This window comes from Sphingosinithalassobacter sp. CS137 (assembly GCF_014334115.1).
Classification (GTDB): domain Bacteria; phylum Pseudomonadota; class Alphaproteobacteria; order Sphingomonadales; family Sphingomonadaceae; genus Sphingomonas.
Genome location: NZ_CP060494.1, coordinates 2,677,521 through 2,699,448 on the forward strand (window position 1 = coordinate 2,677,521; position 21,928 = coordinate 2,699,448).

At 67.3% G+C, this 21,928-nt stretch carries 21 protein-coding genes; 14 read left to right on the forward strand and 7 right to left on the reverse strand.

The window, feature by feature from the left end; genetic code table 11:
* Window positions 1-26 precede the first annotated feature (26 nt).
* Complete coding sequence (locus tag H7V21_RS13225) at window positions 27-2,939, forward strand: M16 family metallopeptidase (RefSeq protein WP_262503879.1); 2,913 nt, start codon at window positions 27-29, stop codon at window positions 2,937-2,939.
* Window positions 2,940-3,044: 105 nt separating this feature from the next.
* Here H7V21_RS13225 and H7V21_RS13230 read toward each other — a convergent pair whose 3' ends face one another.
* The 3 genes from H7V21_RS13230 to H7V21_RS13240 are packed head-to-tail and all read right to left on the reverse strand — an operon-like array spanning window position 3,045 to window position 7,596.
* Complete coding sequence (locus H7V21_RS13230; protein ID WP_188054185.1) at window positions 3,045-4,835, reverse strand: AMP-dependent synthetase/ligase; 1,791 nt, start codon at window positions 4,833-4,835, stop codon at window positions 3,045-3,047.
* A gap of 44 nt (window positions 4,836-4,879) precedes the next feature.
* Window positions 4,880-6,541, reverse strand: coding sequence for a gamma-glutamyltransferase (gene ggt / locus H7V21_RS13235; RefSeq protein WP_188054186.1), 1,662 nt, complete (start codon window positions 6,539-6,541; stop codon window positions 4,880-4,882).
* 41 nt (window positions 6,542-6,582) lie between these two features.
* A complete protein-coding gene (locus tag H7V21_RS13240; protein ID WP_188054187.1) occupies window positions 6,583-7,596 on the reverse strand; it encodes a quinone-dependent dihydroorotate dehydrogenase in 1,014 nt (337 codons plus the stop codon).
* 278 nt (window positions 7,597-7,874) lie between these two features.
* Here H7V21_RS13240 and H7V21_RS13245 point away from each other — a divergent pair, with 278 nt between their 5' ends.
* The 9 genes from H7V21_RS13245 (at window position 7,875) to H7V21_RS13285 (ending at window position 15,380) form a co-directional block, all read left to right on the forward strand.
* Window positions 7,875-8,798 (forward strand): AraC family transcriptional regulator, encoded by a 924-nt coding sequence (locus H7V21_RS13245; protein ID WP_188054188.1) that lies wholly within the window; start codon window positions 7,875-7,877, stop codon window positions 8,796-8,798.
* Between the two features lie 38 nt (window positions 8,799-8,836).
* The gene (locus H7V21_RS13250) at window positions 8,837-9,274 is read left to right on the forward strand and encodes an SUF system Fe-S cluster assembly regulator (RefSeq protein WP_188056559.1); all 438 of its coding nucleotides are present in this window, start codon (window positions 8,837-8,839) and stop codon (window positions 9,272-9,274) included.
* A 3-nt stretch (window positions 9,275-9,277) separates the two neighbouring features.
* Entirely contained in the window at window positions 9,278-10,741 is a 1,464-nt protein-coding gene (gene sufB, locus H7V21_RS13255; RefSeq protein ID WP_188054189.1) for a Fe-S cluster assembly protein SufB, read from the forward strand.
* Window positions 10,738-11,244 (forward strand): energy transducer TonB, encoded by a 507-nt coding sequence (locus H7V21_RS13260; RefSeq protein WP_188054190.1) that lies wholly within the window; start codon window positions 10,738-10,740, stop codon window positions 11,242-11,244. The genes sufB and H7V21_RS13260 overlap by 4 nt, the downstream gene beginning before the upstream one ends.
* 17 nt (window positions 11,245-11,261) lie before the next feature.
* The gene (sufC, locus tag H7V21_RS13265; RefSeq protein ID WP_188054191.1) at window positions 11,262-12,005 is read left to right on the forward strand and encodes a Fe-S cluster assembly ATPase SufC; all 744 of its coding nucleotides are present in this window, start codon (window positions 11,262-11,264) and stop codon (window positions 12,003-12,005) included.
* Window positions 12,002-13,123 carry a SufD family Fe-S cluster assembly protein gene (locus H7V21_RS13270; protein WP_262503880.1) on the forward strand — a complete coding sequence of 374 codons (1,122 nt, stop codon included), beginning with the start codon at window positions 12,002-12,004 and terminating at the stop codon, window positions 13,121-13,123. Before sufC ends, H7V21_RS13270 begins: the two co-directional genes overlap by 4 nt.
* 109 nt (window positions 13,124-13,232) lie before the next feature.
* Complete coding sequence (locus tag H7V21_RS13275) at window positions 13,233-14,447, forward strand: cysteine desulfurase (RefSeq protein ID WP_188054192.1); 1,215 nt, start codon at window positions 13,233-13,235, stop codon at window positions 14,445-14,447.
* Between the two features lie 5 nt (window positions 14,448-14,452).
* Window positions 14,453-14,917, forward strand: coding sequence for an SUF system Fe-S cluster assembly protein (locus tag H7V21_RS13280; RefSeq protein WP_188056561.1), 465 nt, complete (start codon window positions 14,453-14,455; stop codon window positions 14,915-14,917).
* Window positions 14,918-15,026: 109 nt separating this feature from the next.
* Complete coding sequence (locus H7V21_RS13285; protein ID WP_188054193.1) at window positions 15,027-15,380, forward strand: HesB/IscA family protein; 354 nt, start codon at window positions 15,027-15,029, stop codon at window positions 15,378-15,380.
* On the opposite strand, the gene H7V21_RS13290 is transcribed toward H7V21_RS13285, so the two are convergent.
* Both H7V21_RS13290 and H7V21_RS13295 read right to left on the reverse strand, forming a co-directional pair.
* Window positions 15,370-15,804: a Mut7-C RNAse domain-containing protein gene (locus H7V21_RS13290; RefSeq protein ID WP_223177028.1), complete on the reverse strand. Its 435-nt coding sequence runs from the start codon at window positions 15,802-15,804 to the stop codon at window positions 15,370-15,372. The two genes, H7V21_RS13285 and H7V21_RS13290, sit on opposite strands and share 11 nt — an antisense overlap.
* A 30-nt stretch (window positions 15,805-15,834) precedes the next feature.
* A complete protein-coding gene (locus tag H7V21_RS13295; protein WP_188054195.1) occupies window positions 15,835-15,993 on the reverse strand; it encodes a peptide ABC transporter permease in 159 nt (52 codons plus the stop codon).
* A gap of 110 nt (window positions 15,994-16,103) precedes the next feature.
* Between H7V21_RS13295 and H7V21_RS13300 the strand changes: the two genes are divergently transcribed.
* Both H7V21_RS13300 and H7V21_RS13305 read left to right on the forward strand, forming a co-directional pair.
* Window positions 16,104-17,732 carry an MGH1-like glycoside hydrolase domain-containing protein gene (locus tag H7V21_RS13300; protein ID WP_188054196.1) on the forward strand — a complete coding sequence of 543 codons (1,629 nt, stop codon included), beginning with the start codon at window positions 16,104-16,106 and terminating at the stop codon, window positions 17,730-17,732.
* Window positions 17,729-18,934, forward strand: coding sequence for a glycosyltransferase (locus H7V21_RS13305; RefSeq protein WP_188054197.1), 1,206 nt, complete (start codon window positions 17,729-17,731; stop codon window positions 18,932-18,934). The genes H7V21_RS13300 and H7V21_RS13305 overlap by 4 nt, the downstream gene beginning before the upstream one ends.
* Here H7V21_RS13305 and H7V21_RS13310 read toward each other — a convergent pair.
* Window positions 18,913-20,091, reverse strand: a complete 1,179-nt coding sequence (locus H7V21_RS13310; RefSeq protein ID WP_188054198.1) for a sulfotransferase — start codon at window positions 20,089-20,091, stop codon at window positions 18,913-18,915. The genes H7V21_RS13305 and H7V21_RS13310 overlap by 22 nt on opposite strands.
* An 88-nt stretch (window positions 20,092-20,179) precedes the next feature.
* Here H7V21_RS13310 and H7V21_RS13315 point away from each other — a divergent pair, with 88 nt between their 5' ends.
* Together H7V21_RS13315 and H7V21_RS13320 are read left to right on the forward strand one after the other, a co-directional pair.
* Window positions 20,180-20,770 (forward strand): aspartyl/asparaginyl beta-hydroxylase domain-containing protein, encoded by a 591-nt coding sequence (locus H7V21_RS13315; RefSeq protein WP_188054199.1) that lies wholly within the window; start codon window positions 20,180-20,182, stop codon window positions 20,768-20,770.
* A gap of 83 nt (window positions 20,771-20,853) precedes the next feature.
* A complete protein-coding gene (locus H7V21_RS13320) occupies window positions 20,854-21,147 on the forward strand; it encodes a DUF6916 family protein (RefSeq protein WP_188054200.1) in 294 nt (97 codons plus the stop codon).
* 51 nt (window positions 21,148-21,198) lie between these two features.
* On the opposite strand, the gene H7V21_RS13325 is transcribed toward H7V21_RS13320, so the two are convergent.
* Window positions 21,199-21,783, reverse strand: coding sequence for a phage tail protein (locus H7V21_RS13325; protein WP_188054201.1), 585 nt, complete (start codon window positions 21,781-21,783; stop codon window positions 21,199-21,201).
* Between the last annotated feature and the right edge of the window lie 145 nt (window positions 21,784-21,928).

Consider the following 21,928-nt stretch of genomic DNA (forward strand, 5'->3'; position numbering starts at 1 on the left):
GGGAGGCGCGCGGTTAGGATCGGGTCATGTTCATGCTTGCCCGCGGTTTCCGCATCGCCGCCGCCGCGCTCGCCCTTGCCGGCGCCGCCGTTCCCGCCCTCGCCCAGCAGACCGCGCCGAGCGTCGCGCCGGCGGCACAGCCCGACACGACGCCGTGGATCTATCGCGGCAGCGACATTCCGCGCGACCCGCAATGGCACTTCGGAACGCTGGACAACGGCCTGCGCTATGCCGTCCGCCGCAACGGCGTTCCGCCCGGTCAGGTCTCGGTGCGCGTGCGGATCGATGCCGGATCGCTGATGGAGCGGGATTCGGAACGCGGCTTCGCCCATCTGCTCGAGCATCTCGCCTTCCGCGGGTCGGAGCATGTGCCGGACGGCGAATCGCGCCGCATCTGGCAGCGGCTGGGCGTGACCTTCGGATCGGACAGCAACGCGTCCACCACCTTTACGCAAACCGTCTATCAGCTCGACCTGCCGAGCGCGGACCGGGAGGGGCTGAGCGAAAGCCTGAAGATCCTGGCCGGAATGATGGAGAATCCGACGATCACCCAGGATGCGCTCGATGCCGAGCGGCCGGTGGTGTTGGCCGAGGCGCGCGAGCAGCCCGGCCCGCAGGTGCGGCTGGAGGACGCGATGCTGCGGCTGGTGTTCGCCGGCCAGCCGCTTGCCGAGCGCAAGCCGATCGGTACGACCGAGGCGCTGACCGCCGCCACTCCAGAGGCAGTGCAAGCGTTTCAACGCCGCTGGTACCGCCCCGAGCGGGCCGTGGTCGTGATCGCCGGCGATGCGGATCCGGCGGTGCTAGAGCAGCTGGTGGTCGAGCATTTCGCCGACTGGCAAGGCACGGGCCCGGCGCCCGAGACACCGGACTTCGGCACGCCGGGCGATGGCCATCCCGTGAGTGCGACGCTGGTGGAGCCTGCGCTGCCGACGTTGGTCAGCCTCAACGTCCTGCGGCCGTGGACAGTGACGTTCGACACGATGCGCTTCAATCAGGAGCGAATGGTCGATCTGGTGGCGGTGCGGATCATCAATCGGCGACTTGAATCGATCGCGCGTTCCGGCGGAAGTTTCCTCGCGGCGGGCGCGAATCTCGACGATGTCGCCCGATCGGCGAATGTGACGACGGTGCAGGTTCTGCCGGTGGGCGATGATTGGGAGCGTGCAGTCCGCGAGGTGCGCGGCGTGATCGCCGATGCGGTCGCGACTCCGCCGACGCAGGCGGAGATCGATCGCGAAGTGGCCGAGATCGACGCGGCGATGCGCAATGCGATCGCCACCGAGCCCGTGGAGCCCGGATCGCAGATCGCCGATACGCTCGTCGAGGCGGTCGACATCAACGAGGCAGTGACCAACGCCGAGGGAAGCTACACCATCTTTCGCGGCGCGGTGGATGGCGGCATGTTCACGCCCGAGGCGGTGCAGACCGCCTCTGCCCGCGTGTTCGACGGAGTGGCGATGCGCGCGATCCTCAACACGCGCGTCGCCGACGATACGGCGACGACGCGGCTCGCGGCGGCAGTGGAAGCCGACGTCGGCGGCGGCGAGCGGCGCGATACTGTCGGCGCAGTGGACATCGGCGATTTGCCGGCGCTCGAAACGCCGGGCGAGGTGGTACGCCGGACGGTGGCGCTCGACGATCCGACGATCGAACAGATCGCGTTCGACAATGGCGTCGAGCTGCTGCTCCACCAGAATGATTCGGAAGTGAACAAAGTGTATGTGCGTGTGCGCTTCGGCGGCGGCATCAACGCGCTGCCGGCCGACCGGCCCGCCCCCGGCTGGGCCGGGGAGATGGCCCTGATGGCGAGCGGCATCGGCGATTTCGGCCAGGAGGAGCTCGACGCGCTGACCGGCGACCGTCAGATCGAGCTGGGCTTCGGCGTCGGCGAGGACGCCTTCATCCTGGCGGGGCAGACAACGCGCGAGGATCTTGCCGACCAGCTTCGGCTGTTCGCCACCAAGCTGGCGGCGCCGGGCTGGGATCCCAATCCGGTCGAGCGGGCCCGGGCAGTGTTGCTGGCCGGCTATGCCGGGCTTTCCGCCTCGCCCGACGGCGTGCTGTCGCGCGACCTCGATTCGCTGCTCCACGCCGGCGATCCGCGCTGGGGCGTCCCGCCGATCGAGGAGATCGAAGCGCTGACGCCCGAGCGCTTCCGCGCCTTCTGGGAGCCGCTGCTGGCGCAGGGGCCGATCGAAGTGCTCGTGTTCGGCGATCTCGAGAGCGAGACGGCAATTGAAGCGGTCGCCGCCACTTTCGGCGCGCTGGCCCCGCGTGAGGCGATGACCCAGCCGGTGCCGCCGGTGCGATTCCCCGAGCATGTCGCGACACCGGTGGTGCGCACCCACGAAGGCCAGCCCGATCAGGCGGCGGCGGCGATCGCGTGGCCCACCGGCAGCGGCAGCGCCGACATTCCGGAAAGCCGCAAGCTCGAAGTGCTGGCCGCGATCTTCCGCGACCGACTGCTCGAGGAACTGCGCAGCCAGGCGGGGGTGAGCTATTCGCCCAACATCGTCAGCCAATGGCCGGTCGGCTTGCCGGGCGGCGGCAGCCTGGTGGCGCTCGGAATGGTGCCCCCGGACAAGACGGGGTTCTTCTTCACGCTGGCGCGCGGGATCGCCGCCGATCTGGTGGCTCGTCCGGTAGAAGCCGACGAGCTGCAACGCGCGATCGTGCCGTTGATCGAAGGACTGCGGCGGCGATCGACCGCCAATCCCTTCTGGATGGCATTGGTCGAAGGCGGCACGCGCGATCCGGCGCGGCTCGCGGCCGTGCGCAGCATCGCCGACGATGTGGTCGGGACCACGCCGGCCGAGTTGCAGGCGCTCGCCGCGAAATATCTCCAGCCGTCGAAGGACTGGACGATGGTGGTGGTGCCCGAGGGCAGCGCCGCGGCCGAAGCTGCGCCGGCGAACGCCGCGGCCGTAGGGCGCTGACCGCCGTTCCGCCGCGCGAGAGCGCGAGTCAGGTCCAGTGAACGCCGGCGGTGCGGTTGTCCGGCGCCGCACTGGCACTGCCGGCGAGCGCCCGCTCGGCGAGCGCTATCCTCGGTAGAGCGCATCCAGCCGCTCGCCATAGACCTTGCGGAGCACGTGGCGGCGGATCTTGAGGCTCGGGGTCAGCTGCTCGTTCTCGATCTGGAAGGGCGCGTCGGCCAGGATGAAGCGGCGGACGCGCTCGATCTGCGACAGATCGTGATTGACGCGCTCGACTGCCTTGCCCAGCGCCGCGCGATAGTCGAGATCCTGCGCCAGTTTCTCGAAGTCGCAGGGATTGCCGCTCTTGGCGCACCATTCCTGCGTCCATTCTGGATCCGGGACGAGCACCGCGGTCATATAGGGCTTGCGGTCGCCATAGATCATCGCCTGGACGATCTCGGGCTGGAGCGTCAGCATGCCCTCGATCTTCTGCGGGGCGACGTTGTCGCCCTTGTCGTTGACGATAATGTCTTTCTTGCGGTCGGTGATCCGGATCCGACCCTTGGCGTCGATCTCGCCGATGTCGCCGGTATGGAGCCAGCCGTCCTTGAGGACGCGGTCGGTCTCGTCCTCGTTGCGCCAATAGCCGTGCATCACGAGCTCGCCGCGCACCAATATCTCGCCGTCCTCGGCGATCCGCACTTCGACGCCCTCCAGCGGCGGACCGACCGTGTCGTGCTTGAGACCCGCCTTGGGACGGTTGCACGAGATCACCGGCGCGGCCTCGGTCTGGCCATAGCCTTGTAGGAAGGTGAGGCCGAGCGAATCGAAGAAGATCCCGATCTCCGGATTGAGCGGCGCCCCGCCCGAGACCATCGCCTTCATGCGCCCGCCGAAGCGCTTGGCGATCTTGGGTTTGAGCGTGGCCTTGAGGAACAGGTTCATCGGTTGATCCTGCACCGGCACGCCGCCCGCGCTCCGCTTGGAGCCGATCTTCACTGCGCGGTCGAGCAGATAGGCGGAGAACTTGCCCTGTTTCTCGATCGCCTTGCTGATGCGGGTGCGGAGCACTTCGAACAGGCGCGGCACGACGACCATGATCGTCGGCCGGACCTCCTCGATGTTGGAGGCAAGCTTCTCGAGCCCCTCGGCATAATAGATCTGGGCGCCGAGGCCGATCGGGAAATGCTGCCCGCCGGTATGCTCATAGGCGTGCGAAAGCGGCAGGAACGAGAGGAAAATCTCGTCGTCCCAGCCGAAATCCTCGGAGATCAGCGCGGTGCATCCTTCGACATTGTGGAGGATCGCGCCGTGATGCTGGCACACGCCGCGCGGTGCGCCGCCGGTGCCGCTCGTATAGATGATGCAGGCGAGGTCGGAGCGCTTGAAGGTGGCGCGTGCCGCCACGGCTTCGGGATCGGCGGGGTGCGCCTCGATCAGGCTGCGCCACTGATGATATTCCATGCTGCCCGACTGGCTGGCGCGCATCTCGTCGATCGCGATCACCATCCGGACGGTGTTCGAGCGGACCGCCGCCGGCATCAGGTTGCGCGCGAGCTTGGCGTTCGAGACGATGATCGCGCAGGCGCCCGAATTCTCGATGATATGGGCGTGATCGCGCTCGGTATTGGTGGTGTAGGTCGGCACCGTCACGCAGCCCGCCGCCATGATCGCGAGATCGCTGATGCACCATTCGGGGCGATTGTCCGAAACGAGCATCACGCGGTCGCCGCGGCGCAGTCCCATCGATTCCAGCGCGGTGGCGAGCCCCGCGACCTGGCGGGCGGCCTCGGACCAGCTCGTCGCCTTCCATTCGCCGTCCGCCTTTGCCCAGAGAAAGGGCGCGTCGCCCTTCTCCTTTGCGCGTGCGAAGAACATGCTGACGAGGTTTTCGAACCGTTCGAGCCTGCGCATCCTGTCTCCCGTCTTCGTTACGGTTGTATTCAACCGCGTTGTTCTTATTCGGTTGCGGCCGTGCCGACGCTGCGCGGATCGGCGGCGCCGCGCCAGCCCTCCGGCGTGCGTTCGACGGCAGTGACCTTCGACCCCTGATCGGCAGCGCGGACGGCGCCGAGCGGCGCGATTTCCCGGGCAAGTTCGGCGCCGAGCGGGGTCGCTTCGATCAGCAATTCCGCGTCGTCGTAGTAAAGATTGGGCAGTGCCATCGCCTCCGCGACGGGCAGATCCCAGTCGAGCACGCCGATCAGCGTCTTGGCGACGTGCATGATGATACGCCGTCCGCCCGCCGAGCCGAGCGCCAGTACCGGCCGGCCTTCGGCATCGTACACGATGGTCGGCGACATCGACGACAGCGGGCGCTTGCCCGGCGCGACGGCATTGGCCACCGTCGCGCCGGCTTCCTCGGGCGCGAAGCTGAAGTCCGTGAGCTCGTTGTTGAGGACATAGCCGTTGGCGAGCAGCTGGCTTCCGAACGGCCCCTCGACAGTCGAGGTCATCGAGACGACATTGCCCGCCCGATCGACCGCAACGAAATGCGTGGTGCCGGGTACGTCGGGCTGTACCGCATCGGTCCGCGGCTGCGCGCCGGGCGGGGTGCCGGGCTGATAGCGTTCCAAGGCGCGCTCAGGCGCGATCAGCCGCGCGCGCCGCGCGAGATAGCCGGGATCGACGAGTCCCGCGACCGGCACGGAGACAAAGTCCGGATCGCCGAGATACTTGCCGCGGTCGGCATAGGCGAGCCGCATCGCCTGGCCGATCAAATGCCATGCGGTGGGCGAACGCGCGCCCATCTCGCCGATGTCGAACCGTTCGAGCATGCCCAGGATCTGGAGCACGGTGGTGGCGCCCGAGGAGGGCGGGCCCATGCCGCAGACGGTGTAGTCGCGATAGCCGCCGCACACCGCCGGGCGCTCGACCGCGCGATAGGCGGCGAGATCGCCGAGCGTCATGTCCCCCGGGCTGTTCGGGCTTTGCGCGACCCTGTTGACGATCGCTTCGGCATTCTCGCCGGTGTAGAAGGCATCGGCGCCTTCGGCGGCGAGGCGGCGGAGGAAGGCGGCGAGCGCCGGATTGCGGATATGATCGCCGACTTCGAGCGGCTCGCCGTCGTTCAGATACAGCGCCGCGGTCTCGGGAAAGTCAGCCCAGCGCGGTGCCAGCATCCGCGTATAGGCGGCGAGCGGGGCAGTGACGTCATAGCCCTGTTCGGCAAGGCGGATCGCAGGCTGGAAGAGAGCCGCCCAGTCGAGCCGCCCCCATTTCGCATGCGCCATCGCCATCAGCCGGAGATTACCCGGAACGCCCACCGAGCGCCCCCCCGGCACGGCTTCGAGGAACGGCATCGGCGCGCCTTCGGCAGTGAGGAACCGGTCCGGGCGGGCCGCCGCAGGCGCGGTCTCGCGACCGTCGATGGTGGTCAGGACGCGCGTTTCGGCGTCGTGGTGCAGCAGAAAGCCGCCGCCGCCAATGCCGCTCGACTGGGGCTCGACGACCGTGAGTGCGACGAGCATCGCGAGCGCGGCGTCGGTGGCGCTGCCGCCCTGGCGCAGCATCTCGCGTCCCGCCTCGGTCGCGCGCGGATCGGCGGAGGCGACCACTCCCTGGGCGCATGCGGCTGCCGGGAGGAGGAGGGCGATGAACGCGACGAGCAGCCTTTTCATGCGCCTGCCGTAGCGGTGTTTTCGTGCCAGCGCAAAGCGGCTCAACCGCGCTTTCGTGCGGCGAGCGCGGCCAGGATCGCCCGAATCAGTCCGGGTCCGCGGTAGACGAGACCGGAATAGAGCTGGATCAGGCTCGCCCCTGCGTCGAGCCGCGCCAGCGCCTCGTCCGCGCTGTCGATCCCGCCGGCGGAGATCACCGGCAGCGCGCCATTCGCCGCCGCGAGCGCTTCGACGAGCTTGGCGCGGGCGAGAGCCGCGAGCGGTGCGCCGGAGAGGCCACCGGTTTCGCCGACGTGCGAGGAGCGCAGTCCGTCCGGGCGCGAGATGGTCGTGTTTCCCACGATCAGCGCATCGACTCGATTGTCGATCGCCGCGCGTACGGCTCCCTCGATGCCGGCACGATCGAGATCGGGCGCGATCTTCAGGAACAGCGGCCGGCGGCGCGCATCCGGCAGCACGCGCGCGGCATCGCAGGCGGCGAGGAGATCGTCGAGCGCCGGTCGCGACTGAAGATCGCGCAGACCCGGCGTGTTGGGCGAGCTGACATTGACCGTGATGTAATCGGCAAGCGGCGCGGCGCGCGCCACGCCCTGGGCATAATCGGCGATCCGATCCGCCGAATCCTTGTTCGCGCCGACATTGACGCCGAGCACGCCGCTGCGGTCGCTCCGCTTGGCGATCCGCGCCAGTGCCGCGTCGAGACCGCCGTTGTTGAAGCCCATGCGGTTGATCACGGCTTCGTCTTCGGCAAGCCGGAACAGGCGCGGCCGAGGATTGCCCGGCTGCGGGCGCGGGGTGAGCGTACCGACTTCGACCGAGCCGAAGCCGAGTGCAAACAGCCCGGGCACGGCCACTGCATCCTTGTCGTATCCCGCTGCGAGGCCGAGCGGATTGGGGAAGACGATGCCGGCCACTTCGGTCTGCAGCGACATATCCGTTCCGGAGGCGTTGAACGGCGTTCCTGCGGTGGCCCAGAGGCGCAGCGCGGCGAGCGAAGCGCCGTGCGCCTGCTCGGCATCGAGCGCGAACAGCAGGGGGCGGAGCGGATAGGCCATGCGCCGGCTTTTGCACCGGAGCGGAGCAACGTCAAAGCGGCCGCGTGCCAGAATGTCGTTTGGGTTCAATACCGCAGCAGGTCTCGGTGCTAGTACGGAGCTGCGACCCGAGGGGTTCCGCCAACAGGGGGACCCTTTCTAACTGGCCCGGCCGATTCGTTGGCCGGGCCGTCTTTTATCGCCGCCACCTGAACGATATAGTCCTGCCTTCGGTCATCTGAGGTGGGGTACTCAGGCAAATGCAGCACGCCGGAACCGACCGCGGAGGCAAGGCTTCCGTGGCGAAAGTCGTCCGCACGACCGATGCCGCAGGCGAGGGCAAGGGTGTCGTGCTGCGCTCCGCCCCAGGCGGGCCTGCGCTGCGCTTCATCGATACCGAAGGGCCGCTGAAGCCGCTCGTCGAAACCTATTATCTGTATCGCTGGGATGCGCGCGAAGTGGAGGGCGTCGAACGAGTCGACGTCGGCCAGATCCGCTTCATGCTGAAGGGCGAGGGAGTGCTCCTGTTTCCCGACGGCCGCGAAGAACATTCGCGCCCGGTGATGATCAACGCGCCGGGGACCGCGGCTGCGCGCTACCGCGTCGAAGGACCGTTTCACTGTTTCGGCGTTTCGCTGCGGCCGATCGGCTGGCGTTCCCTGGTGAGGCTTCCGGCCCATCAGGTCGCCGATCGGGTGATCGACGGAGCCGAGGTGTTTGGACCCGAGGTGATTGAACTGCTGGCGGAGCTGCGGCGCCTGGAGACGCTGGAGGAAATGATCGCAGCCGTCGAGCCGTTCCTGCAGGCGCGGCGGCAATCCGTGCCTGTTTCCCATCTGGCGCTGGCGCAGGCAGTGCGGGAATGGTCGGCGTCCGAGACGCTCGACGTACAGGCGCTCTACGATGCCGTTCCCGGCATGACGCCGCGCCAGGTGATGCGGCTGTGCAACGAATATTTCGGCGGATCGCCGACTCACCTGCGCCGCAAGTTCCGGGCACTGCTGGCGGCGCTGCGCCTCTATCGCGGCGAGCGGGCTGCCGATGTCGCCGCACCCTTTTCCGATCAGTCGCACATGATCAACGAAGTGAAGCACTATACCGGCCACACGCCCACCAGCCTGCGCGAGCGGATCGATCCGGTGCTGGCGGCGACGCTGGACAAGGAAACCTTCTACATGTTGCCCGAGGCAGTGCCGGAAACGCTTGACCCACACGACGATTGACCCCAGATGCCAATCGGAACGAGTTGGTCCGATTGATGATGCGCCTGTCCTCCCTTGCCGATTATGCGGTGGTGATGCTCACCGCCGCCGCACGCCATTGCGGCGGGGCGGGGCGGCTGAACGCAACGCTGCTCGCCGAGGAAACCGGGCTGCCGCTTCCGACGGTGCAGAAGCTGGTCAGCCGGCTGTCCGCAGCCGGGCTGGTGGAGAGCGCGCGCGGGACCGGCGGCGGATTCCGCCTCGCGCGACCGCCGGCGGCGATCACGCTGGCCGATATCGTCGAAGCGATCGACGGGCCGATCGCGATGACCGCCTGCGTCGATGAAAAGGGCCGCGACTGCGCGGTCGAAGAGAATTGCCGCGTGAAGCCGCACTGGAACCAAGTGAACGGCGCCGTGCGCGGCGCGTTGGCCAGTGTGACACTGGCGTCCCTGAACACAAATCCGGTGCGCGAAGCCGCTCCGATTGGAAGCTGAACCATGGCCACGAAAAACGCCGAGGCGCTTGCCGCCGCGAACAAGAAATATGAATGGGGCTTCGCGTCCGAGGTCGAGCAGGACTTTGCGCCCAAAGGGCTGACCGAGGACACGGTGCGCTTCATCTCCGCCAAGAAGGGCGAGCCCGAATGGATGCTCGACTGGCGGCTGAAGGCGTTTCGGATGTGGCAGGAGATGACGGCGCCCGACTGGGCCAAGCTGAACATCGCGCCGATCGACTATCAGGACGCCTATTATTACGCCGAGCCCAAGCAGAAGAAGACGATCGCCTCGCTCGACGAGCTCGATCCCGAGATCCGGCGGACCTATGAAAAGCTGGGCATCCCGATCGAGGAGCAGAAGGTGCTCGCGGGCGTCGAGGGCGCGCGCAAGGTGGCTGTCGATGCGGTGTTCGACAGCGTCTCGGTCGCGACGACCTTTCGCGAGGAGCTGAAGGCCGCCGGCGTGATCTTCCTCTCGATCAGCGAGGCGATCCGAGAGCATCCCGAGCTGGTCAAGAAGTGGCTCGGCAAGGTGGTGCCTCAGCGCGACAATTATTTCGCGACGCTCAACAGCGCGGTCTTTTCCGACGGCACCTTCGTCTATGTGCCCGAGGGCGTGCGCTGCCCGATGGAGCTGTCCACCTATTTCCGCATCAACGCCGAGAATACGGGTCAGTTCGAACGGACGCTGATCGTCGCCGACAAGGGCGCATACGTCAGCTACCTCGAAGGCTGTACCGCGCCGATGCGTGACGAGAACCAGCTGCACGCCGCGGTGGTCGAGCTCGTCGCGCTTGACGATGCGGAAATCAAGTACTCGACGGTGCAGAACTGGTATCCGGGCGACGAGAACGGCAAGGGCGGTATCTATAACTTCGTCACCAAGCGCGCGCTGTGCCAGGGGAAGAATTCCAAGGTCAGCTGGACCCAGGTCGAAACCGGCAGCGCGATCACCTGGAAATATCCCAGCTGTGTTCTGAACGGCGAGAACAGCGTCGGCGAATTCTATTCGGTCGCAGTGACCAACGGGCGGCAGCAGGCCGATACCGGCACCAAGATGATTCACAACGGCAAGAACAGCCGATCGACGATCATCTCGAAGGGGATCAGCGCGGGCCGCAGCGACAACACCTATCGCGGGCTGGTGCGCGTCGGGCCGAATGCGGAGAATGTCCGCAACTTCACGCAATGTGACAGCCTGCTGCTCGGCGAGCAGTGCGGCGCGCACACCGTGCCCTATATCGAAGTGAAGAACCCGTCCGCGCAGATCGAGCATGAGGCGACGACCAGCAAGATCAGCGACGATCAGCTCTTCTATGCGATGCAGCGCGGGCTCGACACCGAAAGCGCGGTGGCGCTGATCGTCAACGGCTTCGCCAAGGAAGTGCTGCAGCAGCTGCCGATGGAATTCGCTGTCGAGGCGCAGAAGCTGCTGGGCATCAGCCTCGAAGGTTCGGTGGGGTGATCTCGCCGCTGCTCCTCCTCGCCGCTGTCGCGATGCAGGACGTGCCTGCGCAGGACACCGTCTTCGAAGAGGAGGCGGAGGCGATTGTCGTGCAGGCGACGGTGGGGCGCGTGGCGCTCCTCTTCGATCGCGCTGCCGACGGCCGGCTGGAGAATTGCCGAGTCTTCGTCTCGAGCGGTGTCGACTCGCTCGATGCGGAAGCCTGTGCAACCGTGCCTGACTGTGCTGCGGACGTGGCCGAGGCCGGTGCGTGCATCGACGTTTCGCTGGTTACGCTGGCCCCGCGGCGCGCGGCTGCGGCGGAAGCCGCGCCCGCGATGGCGCTCACGCTGCCGAAGCTGGTTGAGCCCCGCACCGCCGCGGAGATGCCTGCGGTCGGCCCTGCCGTACGCGGCGCGGCGGAGGACGATCCGAACCGGCTTCCCGACCTGCCCCCGCCGCCGCGCGACATGACCAGCGCCCCGGCGATCACCTTCGGGCCCGGTCCCGACACGATGCCCTGATTGGAACAGAGACACGCATGTTGAAGATCGAAAACCTCCACGCCGAAATCGACGGCAAGGAAATCCTCAAGGGGCTCGACCTCGAAGTTCGCGCGGGCGAGATCCACGCGATCATGGGGCCGAACGGCGCGGGCAAGTCGACGCTGGGCTATGTGCTCGGCGGGCGCGACGCTTATGAAGTGACGGCCGGCTCGGTCACCTTCCTGGGCGAGGATCTGCTGGAGATGGAGCCGCACGAGCGCGCGGCGGCCGGGCTGTTCCTCGGCTTTCAGTATCCGGTCGAAATTCCGGGCATTTCGAACGTCCAGTTCCTGCGCGAGGCGTTGAACAGCCAGCGGCGCGCGCGCGGTGAGGCGCCGCTTTCCGGCGCGGAGTTCCTGAAGCTTGCCCGCGGCCAGGCCGATGCGCTGGGGATGGACCAGGAAATGCTCAAGCGCCCGGTGAACGTCGGCTTTTCGGGCGGCGAGAAGAAGCGCAACGAGATGGTGCAGATGGGCATCCTCGGCCCGAAGTTCGCGATCCTCGACGAGACGGATTCGGGCCTGGACATCGATGCGCTGAAGACCGTGGGCGACGGTATCAACCGCATCCTGCGTGCGCCGGATAAGGGCGTGCTGCTGATAACCCATTACCAGCGGCTGCTCGACTATGTCCGGCCGGACAAGGTGCATGTGCTCGCCGATGGGCGGATCGTGCGCTCGGGCGGGCCGGAACTGGCCGAGGCGCTGGAGCGCGAAGGCTATGCGGCGGTGGCGGCGTGAGCGCGACCGACACCTTGGAACGGGCGCCTGGCCCACCGGAGGATGTCCAGCGGCAGGAGGATCTGCGCTGGTTCGATACCGGCAGGCTGGCCCGTTACGAGACGGAAGCACCGAGCGGTGCGCTGCCCACCCTCGACGATTGGTGGATCGATCTGCCCGGCCCGCGGCTCGTGTTCGTCGATGGGGCCTTTCGCGCGGAGCTGAGCGCGCCGGGCGAGGTTCGCGTGACGAACGGCGGCACGGAGCTCTCCGGCAATCCGCTCGCCGATCGCGCGGTGCGCGAGGCCCGCGCGGGGTTCGCGATTGTGGTCGGCAAGCGCGGCGTGATCGGAACGGTGCAGATCGTCTACGTCTCGACGGGCGGCAGCGCGCACTATGCCAACAAGATCGTGCTCGAGGAGGATGCCCAGGCATCGATCGTCGAGACACACCTCGGCTCCGGCTGGGCGAATGTCGCCAACTGGTATGAGGCGAAGCGCGGGGCGCGGCTCATGCGCGCCGTGCGCGCGGTGAAGACCGGCGGCGCCTTCACCGATCATGCCGCGTCCTGCGTCCCCGAGGCGGCGAGTTTCATTTCGACGGCGCTGGTGCTCGGTTGCGACACTGCGCGGCTGGAAACCGGCAACATCGCCAGCATGCCCGGTGCCTATGTCGAAGTGGGCGGCGCGCTGCTGGCGCGCGGAGAGCAGATGCTCGGCACGTTCAATCTGGTCGATCATGCGGGCGAGGAAGGTACCAGCCGGCAGACCTGGCGCGCGGTGGCGAGCGAGCGGGCTACCGCAAGCATCGCGGCTCGGGTGGCGGTTCGCCGCGGCGCGCAAAAGACCGACGGCGAACAGTCGCTGCGGGGACTGCTGCTCGACCGCACGGCGACGATCAATCTGAAGCCCGAGCTGGAAATCTTCGCCGACGACGTGAAGTGCGCCCATGGCGCCACAGTGGGCGAGCTCGACCGGCGCGCGCTTTTCTATCTCCAGAGCCGCGGTCTGGCTGAAGGCGCCGCCAAGGCGCTGCTGACCCGCGCTTTCGTTGCCGATGCGCTCGACCGGATCGGCCAGGAACCGGTGCGCGAGGCGTTCGCGGCCGATGCGGAGAAGTGGCTGGGGGAGGCGCTGTGACACCTCTTTCCTGCCCCAATCCGCTGGTCTCGAGCAAAGTCGAGACACGATGCGCGTCACGTGCGGCACGTTCCGCGACCGCGCCCGGGGCGCGCGGAGAGGGTGCGACATGCAAGTGACGGCCGACATGCGCCCGCTCGACGTGCTCGCCGACTTTCCGGCCATCCCTTCGGGCTGGGCCTACCTCGATACCGCCGCGACGGCGCAGAAGCCGCGCCCGGTGATCGATGCGATCACGCGCGGCTATGGCGAGACCTATGCCACCGTCCATCGCGGCGTCTATCAGCGGTCCGCGGACATGACGCTCGCCTATGAGGCGGCGCGGGCGCGGGCGGCGAAATTCCTGGGGGCAGGTTCGGCCGACGAGATCGTATTCGTGCGCGGAGCGACCGAAGGCATCAATCTGGTGGCGCAGAGCTGGGCCGTGTCGCAGCTGCGCGCGGGCGACCGGATCCTGCTGAGCCAGCTCGAGCATCATTCGAATATCGTCCCGTGGCAGCTGGCGGCCGAGCGGATCGGTGCGCATATCGACGTGCTGCCGCTGACCGAAGACCAGCGGATCGATCTCGATGCGATGGCGGAGATGCTGACCTCGCGGCATCGGTTGGTCGCGCTGGCGCATGTCTCGAACGTCACCGGATCGGTGCTCGACGCGCGGCGCGCGGCGGAACTGGCGCATGGCGTGGGCGCGAAGCTGCTGCTGGACGGCTGCCAGGCGGTGCCGCGGATGCCGGTCGACGTCGGTGCGCTCGACTGCGACTTCTATGTCTTTTCCGGGCACAAGCTCTACGGTCCCACTGGTGTCGGCGTGCTGTGGGGCCGCGCCGAGCTGCTCGACGCGATGCCGCCGTGGCAGGGCGGCGGATCGATGATCGACAAGGTCTCGTTCGAGCGCACGACCTATGCCCCGCCGCCGGGTCGATTCGAAGCGGGAACGCCGCACATCGTCGGTGCGCTGGGGCTGCACGCGGCGATCGATTACGTCGAGGCGATCGGGCTCGACCGGATTGATGCGCATGAGGCGGCACTGGTCGCCGAAACGCGCGCACGACTGTCGGAGATCAACAGCGTGCGCCTGTTCGGGCCGGAGAATTCGGCGGGGATCGTCAGCTTCGGCGTCGAGGGGGTGCATCCGCACGACATCGCCACCATCTTGGACGAGAGCCGGGTGGCGATCCGCGCGGGGCATCACTGCGCGCAGCCGCTGATGGAGGCGCTGGGCGTCGAAGCGACGGCGCGCGCGAGCTTCGGAGTGTATAACTCGGCGGACGACGTCGCGGCGCTGGTGCAGGGCGTCGAGCGCGTCACGCGGATTTTCGGGTGAAGATGATGGACGAGGAAAGCAAGATCGTGGCCGAGGAAGTCGAGCGAGTCGATGCGCCGCCGCGCGCCCGGGTGGAGGACGCGCGCGATACCTATGAGCGCAAGCGCGATTATCTCACCGGCTTCCTTGCGCAGAAGCCCGAGCCTGCGAACAGCGGGGAGCCGGGTGGCGCGCTCTACGATGCGATCGTCGAGGCGCTGAAGGAAATCTACGATCCGGAAATCCCGGTGAACATCTATGACCTGGGGCTGATCTATGGCGTCGAGGTCACCAACGACGGTCATGCCGTGGTGACGATGACGCTGACGACTCCGCATTGCCCGGTCGCCGAATCGATGCCCGCCGAAGTCGAGCTGCGGGTCGGATCGGTGCCGGGTGTGGGTCATTCCGAAGTAAACCTCGTCTGGGATCCGCCGTGGGATCCGGGCAAAATGAGCGACGAAGCGAAGCTCGAGCTGGGAATGCTCTGACCCCAGACGAGCGCAACAGAACCGTTGGTGTCGAGCGAAAACGAGACACGCTGATGTGGCGCAACGCTTGTCGACTGCGCTCGAAGCGAACGGGAAAGGTAAGTGAGACATGGCAACCACCACCCGCGAACGCCCCGCCGTGCTGAACCTGACGCCCGCTGCCGAGGCGCGGATCGCCGCGCTGATGGCGCAGGCGCCGGAGGGGACGATCGGCGTCAAGCTCTCCACGCCCCGCCGCGGCTGTTCCGGCCTCGCCTATTCGGTGGATTATGTCGCCGAGGCGAATCCGATGGACGAACGGATCGACACACCGGGCGGCGCCTTCTTCGTCGATGGCGCTTCGGTGCTCTATCTGATCGGATCGACGATGGACTGGGTGGAAGACGATTTCACCGCGGGGTTCGTGTTCGAGAATCCCAATGCCAAGGGTGCCTGCGGCTGCGGCGAGAGCTTCACGGTTTAGCCGTAGCCCAGCGTTCGAGGCGGGCACGCATCCGGCGCACGTGGCTGCCCGGCCAATAGCTGCGGCCGCATGCGGGGCAGGTGCGAAAGGGGCCGGAAAGGCTGCGAGCCGAATCCGGAATATCCGGGAGCCTGTCCGGCTCGACCGTCCGCAGCGGTTGATTGTCGACCAGGCAGCGCGTGAATGGCGCTTCCAGCCAGTCGAGATCGGCCCCGCCGGCAAGCGCAGCCGCCTGTTCGTCGAGCGTATCGCCGGTGAGGAGAATCGCGCCCGCATTACGCTCGGCGAGCGCGCGAGCCCGCGTTACCAGCTTGCGGCGCTCTGACGCGGCGCGCGCCAGAACCGCCGGGTCCGGGGCGTCGGACTCCACCACTGCGGTGTCGTGCCCGGCAGCGCGCGTCCAACGGGCGAGACCGAGCAGCATGCGGTCACATAGCAGGCGCATCGACGCCGCTCAGGCGTAGAAAGCAAGCCGCGCGAGGATCGCAAGCACCGCCAGTCCGACCAGCCCGGTGATGAAGATCAATCGCCGTCGGCGCGTTCGCAGAATGACGTCGCCGCCGCGCGCGTCCTGCGCCGAGATGTGCCGCGGAGTGTCTTGATTCGGGTCCATGTCATTCCAAATGCGGGCATGCGGCGGATGGTTGCGACGCGGGGCGAACCTTTCGCGGTGCCGCACGTTTGCCCGAGCGTGCCTCCCCGTTTCTGCTTCGAAGGAATGCCATGCCTGCCGAACGGCGCGGCCTGACTCGATCGCTCGCCTACGGCTTCCGCCTCGCCGTAGGGACGGTGCGGCGGCTCGGGCGGTTGGCGGTATTCGGTTTCGAGATTCTCGTCCTGTCGCGGCTGTTCGAGCGGCGCGGAGCGTCCGCCGATGCGATGACGACCACTCTGCTCGCCGCCAAGGATATCGAGCGCCTGCCTCCGGAGTTGGAGGTGACGGATTCGCACGGGCGCTCGTTGGCGAGTTGGCGGCACGGCTTTGCCGGAGTGAACGCCTCGCTGTTCCTCAACCTCCAGACGCCGAACCGGCTGAGCGATCTGCGCCATGCGCATCCGGGCCCGCCGTTTCGCGGCGTCTATCTGTGGGATTCGGCCTTCATCGCACAGGTTTGGAAGGGCTGGGACCCGCAGGTCGCCTGGGAGGTGCTGGCGGCGGTGATCCGGCTGCGCGACGGCGACCGGCTGCAGCATTTCGCATCCGAATATACCCGGTCCAGATTCACGCAGCCGCCGCTGATCGCCTGGTCGCTGGTGCGACTGGCGCGCGAGGTGCCCGAGGCGCGCGCGCGCAGTTGGATCGCCGTCGCCTATCCGGCGCTTGCCGCATATAAGCGCTGGCTTGACGCGCATAGGCGGCTGCCGAACGGCCTCTATCACTGGGCACATCCCTATGAATCCGGCGTCGAGAACGCGCCGCGCTTCAGCACGACCGACGAGCGACGACTGGATGACATCCGCACCTGGGCGGCGCCCGACCTGTGCAGCTATATGGTGCTTCAGAGCGAGGCACTGGCCGAAATGGCCGCGATGCTCGGCAGGGATGCCGAAGCGGCTGCCCATGGGCACGAGGCGGATCGCATCCGGGCGCTGGTCAACGCCTATCTCTGGGATCCGGACGAAGGCCTGTATTTCGATCTCGACACGACGCGGGGCCGGCTGGTGCGCAGCCGCACCATCGCCTCGCTGCTGCCGCTGTGGGCGGGGATTCCCGACGCCGCACGGGCCGACCGGATGCACCGCCGGATCGTGGACCCGCAGGGATTCGGTACGCTGATCCCGCTGCCGTCTGTGGCGCTCGACGATCCGGATTTCGAGCGGGACATGTGGCGCGGCCCGGTGTGGCTCAACACGGCCTATGGAGTGGTGGAAGGGCTGCGCCGCGCGGGCTGGCACGAAACCGCGTCGGACATGGCGTTCCGCCTCGCCGACGGCGTCTATCGTACCTATCAGCATCACGGGCATTTCTACGAGTTCTACGATCCCACTGTGCATCGCATCGATGCACTGCATCGAAAGCGCGGCAATCGCTGGAAAAAGATCACGCTCGGATCCGGGCCGGTGGCCGACTTCGTCGGCTGGACCGGGCTGGTGAATATGCTGGTGGCCGAGCATCTGTTCGGCCTTCAGGGCCACCCCGGCGCGCGCGCGATCCGGCCGCGTTTTCCGCGACGTGCGGAAGGGATGCGCTTCACGCTTCTGCTGGCGGCGGAGGAAGGCGAAGTCGAATTGCGCGTCGGGCCGGAGGGCCGCACGCGCGGTGAATTGCGGATGGCATGGGGCACGCGGCCGTTCGAAGCGGCGTTCGGAGAACCGGTGTTGTTGGCACAAGCGGCGGAAGGCAGCGCATGAAATTCTGTGACGTGACGCTGGCGTATAACGAGCACAGCGGCGGAATCCGCACCTACATCGATCAGAAACGCCGCTTCCTCGCCGAATCGACGCAGCACACGCATCTGCTGATCGTCCCGGGTGCGGAAGACCGGGTGCGTGAGGATGCGCATGGCACGATCGTGGAGATCGACAGCCCGCGCTTTCCCGGCCAGCAGGATTATCGCTTCTTCATCAATCCGCGTTCGATCCGGAAGGCGCTGGATGCGCATGCGCCTGACATCGTCGAACTCGGCAGCTATTATATCTCGCCCTGGGCCGCCTTTTCCTATCGCAAGCACCGGCACCGCGCAGGCGAGCGCTGCCTGGTTGGCGGCTTCTTTCACACCGACGTCGCCGACGCCTATGTCGGCGCCCCGCTGCGCGCGCTGGCGCACGACTGGATCGACGAGATCAGCGACACGCTCGGGCATATGGTGGAGAAGCTGGCGGACACCGCCGAAAAGGGGGCGGAGCGCTACATGCGCAACGTCTTCGAGCATTGCGACCTGCGCTTCGCCTCGACGCCGGCGCAGGCGGAGCGCCTCCGCGACTATGGCGTGGAGGGCGTGCGCATCGTGCCGCTGGGAGTCGATCTCGAGCTGTTTCGGCCCGACAAGGCCGATCCGGCGGTGCGGGCACGCACCGGGGCGGGGCCTGCCACAATGGTGCTGGTCTATGCCGGACGGCTCGGCACCGAGAAGCAGGTGCCGAAGCTGATCGAAGCCTATGCTCAGTTGCCCGAGGGCTTCGATGCGCAGCTCTGGATGGTCGGCGAGGGGCCGCTGCACGACGAAATCGCGCAGCTGGCGGGAGCGCATCCGGGCGTCCACCTCCTGCCTTATGAAACCGATCGCGAGCGATTTGCGGCGCTGCTTGCCTCCGCCGACATCTATGTGACCGCCGGCCCGCACGAGACCTTCGGGCTCGCCGTGATCGAGGCGCAGGCCGCGGGCCTGCCGGTGGTCGGCGTGGCGGGCGGGGCGCTTCGCGAGCGGGTGCCCGAGGGGCTCGGCTATCTGGCGCCGGTGGGCGATGCGGCTGCGATGGCAGCGGGCATCGTGCGCGTAGCGGCCGAGCGGGAGCAGATCGCACAGCGCGCCCGTGCGCATGTCGAGCGGAACTTCGCCTGGACGCGGACCTTCACCGAACTGCTCGCCGACTATGAGGAAGCGGCGCGCTGATCCTTCGGGGCCGACCGGCTGATGCGGAGCAGCTGGTCGTGGAGATCGCCGAGCTGGCGTGTTGCCGCCTCCGTCACCGCCGCACCGGCTTCGCTGCGCTTTCGAGCGCCGTCGGCAGTGAAGAGATTGTCCGGCGCTTTCGCGTCATGCGCACTCGCTTGCGCGATCCGGCGTTGCTCGGCGGCAGTGAGCCGCAGGCCGAAATGCGGCGCGATGCGATCGAAGAAAGCGGCGGGGAGCGTGGCATAGTCGATGGCGATGCCACTCGTTGCCAGCCCTTCGACCGCCGCTGCGTGATAGTGGGCGAAGATCCGCGCGCAGAGGATCTCCGGTTGGGTGGTCCGCTCCGTGTCGGCGTCGTAGAGCCCGGGCGGCACCAGCGCCGGGACGGTCTGATAGCCGCGTTGCCGCATCTGCGACACGAGCACTTCAACCGGATCGCGAAAAAGGTAGATCCAGGGAACGTCGGGAAAGGCGTCGCGGAGCAGCGGCAAGGCGAGGATATGCCAGCTGTCGAGCTTCAGGAAGCAGCGGCTTTCCCCGCTGCGACTCCGCGCGAGCGCCGCCATCATCGCGCGCAGCAGTGCGATCCGGCGGGCACGCGGCAGCTCAGGGTGCCGGAGCGCATAGCGGATCGCGGAGTCGAGCGGCCCCGGCTCGGAGAGCGAAATCGCCGCGGGAAGCGCAGCCAGCATTTGCGCGACCAGAGTCGATCCGCAGCGCGACATGTGGAAGATCATGCCCTTCAGCGGCGCCGATGCGTCGAGCGGCGCCCGATCAATGAACGCGTCGAGGCGCGTGCCGTGCCTGAACAGGCGGTTGAACGGTCTGGCCGCGGCCCGAGCGACCGAGTCCTGATAGAAGCTCTCGGTGAGCGGCCTCGCGCCGAAGCGCGCCCAATCGATCCAGGCGCCCTGCGCGTCCTCGACGATCGCGGTCGGCAGCCATCCCTCGGGTGCCCATGCGTCGTCCGGGGCAACGGCATTCGCGCGCCGGCTGGCGCGTAGCGCCTCGTGGTCGAGCGGCAAACCGGCGGATCGGGCGAGATGTTGCGCGCGCGCTGCGAAGTCGTCGGGGTACGTCGCTTCGTCCAGAAAGGCCTGCGCCGCCGGATCGGCCATCACATGTGCGCGATACACTTCTCGATCGCTCTTCATGTTCCGCCTCTGTTGCTCAGGATCGCGGCCGGGCCGGTTTTGCATGTTGGAAGACCCTTGCTAGGCAAGGGCGGCGGGAGAACGACGGATGATCGCACAGGAAGCGCGCTACCCGGACAGGGTCCGGCTGCCGATGGCGTTCGATCCCGCACTGCTGGAAGCGGACCTGGAACGGCTGGAGGCGGCGGACTGGACGCCGCACTTCGTAACCCGCAACTATTCGGGCGATTGGAGCGCGATGCCCTTGCGCGCGCCGGCGGGTGCCGAGCATCCGATCCTGATGCTGAGCGCGCATCCGGGAGTAGCTGCGTTCGCGGACGCACCGGCGCTTCGGAGCGCCCCCTATCTGCGCGAGGTGATCGCTCGGCTGGAGTGCCCGCTGCAGACGGTGCGGCTGATGCGGCTGGGAGCCGGATCGTCGATCCTCGAGCACACGGATCCGGGATTGTGCGCCGAGGAAGGGACGGTTCGGCTCCACATCCCGATCCGCACCAATCCCCAAGTGCGCTTTTGCGTGAATCGCCGCCCGGTCGCGATGCGTCCGGGCGAGCTCTGGTACCTGCGCCTGTCGGATGTCCACAGCGTGGAGAATGGCGGGGCCACCGATCGCGTGCATCTGGTGATCGACGCCGCGATGAACCCGTGGCTCGCCGGCGAACTCGCGCGCGGGCAGGGTTGAGCGATCTGAGACCTTCACAGCAGCGGCAATCCTCGGCACTGTAGCGCTCGGGAGCCACAGGGGCGGCATTAGGGGGAATTCGCATGCGCTTGCTCGCACCGGAAGATTTCGAACCCTGGGTTGGCCGCAAGGTGCGAGTCAACACGCTGCCCAAGCCGGTCGAAGTGACGCTGGAGCGTATCGAGCGGCGGCCGCCGCTGCCCGAGGAACTCGACTTTCGCGAGCCCTTTTCGTTGTTCTTCGAATCCGAGTTCGACGTCTATCTGCTCGACACCGCCTATGAGTTCGATTGCGGCCGCGGCGGACCGTACAGCTTCGTGATCTCGCAGCTCGTACCATCGAAGACGCGCCGCTATTATCAGGCGGTGTTCGCCTGAGAGCGCACGGCCGCCCCGCTCAGAGCGGAGCGGCCGCCGAAGCCGCGAAAATCAGTTCCGCGAGGGGAAGATGCCCTCGACGCAGATGATCGCGTTGACCACCGTGTACGGCTGCATGTTGTTGATGGGGACATTGTTGCCGGCGATGCTGGTCGACCCATTGAGGCTGACTCCGCCGAGCGGGACCGTTGTGCCGGTGGCTCCGGCGGGGACGTAGATCACGACGCTGTCGCCGCTCGTGTTGTGGGGGGTGCCGAGATGCGCATTCGCTTCGGGTTCGCTGACCTCCTCAAGGGCAGACACTCCGGCCATCGCGTTCAGCGTCACGCCTCCGGGAGCGAGGGTGTGATTATGCGCCGGCATGTTCGGCAGGATGAGGGTCGTTGTCTCCGTGCCTGCCATCTGGCCCAGCGCGTAGTTGCTCGTTCCCGGACCCTGGCCCTGCCCAAGAAAGGCGCGTCCCCGCGCATCGGGCAGACCGAACGTCGTCTGGCCATTGCCGCCATAGGTGGTGCCGAGCAGGGAGAAGAGCGCCGTATGCTGTGCAATCGACATGATCTGCCCTTGGCAGAACATGAAAGAACGCGGTGCGAAATTCGCGCCGAAGAACAGAATTTGCGTGAGATAGAATTCCATCGAGCCTACTCCCTTTGCGTGTCACGTTCCGGCTTTCGTCTGAGCGTGTTCGCGGATGCCGAAAGGCTCCGCGACTTCGTAGCACTGTCTTACGGGAACTCCGCCCAGCCGCGACTGACGTTCGGGCGCGAAGGAGAGGCTAAAG

Excerpts from the sequence above, each read along its gene's own strand:
- H7V21_RS13285 (WP_188054193.1), top strand. The coding sequence starts at position 15,027 with ATGGCAACCACCACCCGCGAACGCCCCGCCGTGCTGAACCTGACGCCC.
- H7V21_RS13295 (WP_188054195.1), bottom strand. The coding sequence starts at position 15,993 with ATGGACCCGAATCAAGACACTCCGCGGCACATCTCGGCGCAGGACGCG.
- H7V21_RS13240 (WP_188054187.1), bottom strand. The coding sequence starts at position 7,596 with ATGGCCTATCCGCTCCGCCCCCTGCTGTTCGCGCTCGATGCCGAGCAG.
- H7V21_RS13325 (WP_188054201.1), bottom strand. The coding sequence starts at position 21,783 with ATGGAATTCTATCTCACGCAAATTCTGTTCTTCGGCGCGAATTTCGCA.
- H7V21_RS13305 (WP_188054197.1), top strand. The coding sequence starts at position 17,729 with ATGAAATTCTGTGACGTGACGCTGGCGTATAACGAGCACAGCGGCGGA.
- H7V21_RS13315 (WP_188054199.1), top strand. The coding sequence starts at position 20,180 with ATGATCGCACAGGAAGCGCGCTACCCGGACAGGGTCCGGCTGCCGATG.
- H7V21_RS13230 (WP_188054185.1), bottom strand. The coding sequence starts at position 4,835 with ATGCGCAGGCTCGAACGGTTCGAAAACCTCGTCAGCATGTTCTTCGCA.
- H7V21_RS13275 (WP_188054192.1), top strand. The coding sequence starts at position 13,233 with ATGCAAGTGACGGCCGACATGCGCCCGCTCGACGTGCTCGCCGACTTT.
- sufB (WP_188054189.1), top strand. The coding sequence starts at position 9,278 with ATGGCCACGAAAAACGCCGAGGCGCTTGCCGCCGCGAACAAGAAATAT.
- H7V21_RS13290 (WP_223177028.1), bottom strand. The coding sequence starts at position 15,804 with ATGCTGCTCGGTCTCGCCCGTTGGACGCGCGCTGCCGGGCACGACACC.
- H7V21_RS13300 (WP_188054196.1), top strand. The coding sequence starts at position 16,104 with ATGCCTGCCGAACGGCGCGGCCTGACTCGATCGCTCGCCTACGGCTTC.
- H7V21_RS13250 (WP_188056559.1), top strand. The coding sequence starts at position 8,837 with ATGCGCCTGTCCTCCCTTGCCGATTATGCGGTGGTGATGCTCACCGCC.
- H7V21_RS13310 (WP_188054198.1), bottom strand. The coding sequence starts at position 20,091 with ATGAAGAGCGATCGAGAAGTGTATCGCGCACATGTGATGGCCGATCCG.
- H7V21_RS13280 (WP_188056561.1), top strand. The coding sequence starts at position 14,453 with ATGGACGAGGAAAGCAAGATCGTGGCCGAGGAAGTCGAGCGAGTCGAT.
- H7V21_RS13225 (WP_262503879.1), top strand. The coding sequence starts at position 27 with ATGTTCATGCTTGCCCGCGGTTTCCGCATCGCCGCCGCCGCGCTCGCC.
- sufC (WP_188054191.1), top strand. The coding sequence starts at position 11,262 with ATGTTGAAGATCGAAAACCTCCACGCCGAAATCGACGGCAAGGAAATC.
- ggt (WP_188054186.1), bottom strand. The coding sequence starts at position 6,541 with ATGAAAAGGCTGCTCGTCGCGTTCATCGCCCTCCTCCTCCCGGCAGCC.
- H7V21_RS13320 (WP_188054200.1), top strand. The coding sequence starts at position 20,854 with ATGCGCTTGCTCGCACCGGAAGATTTCGAACCCTGGGTTGGCCGCAAG.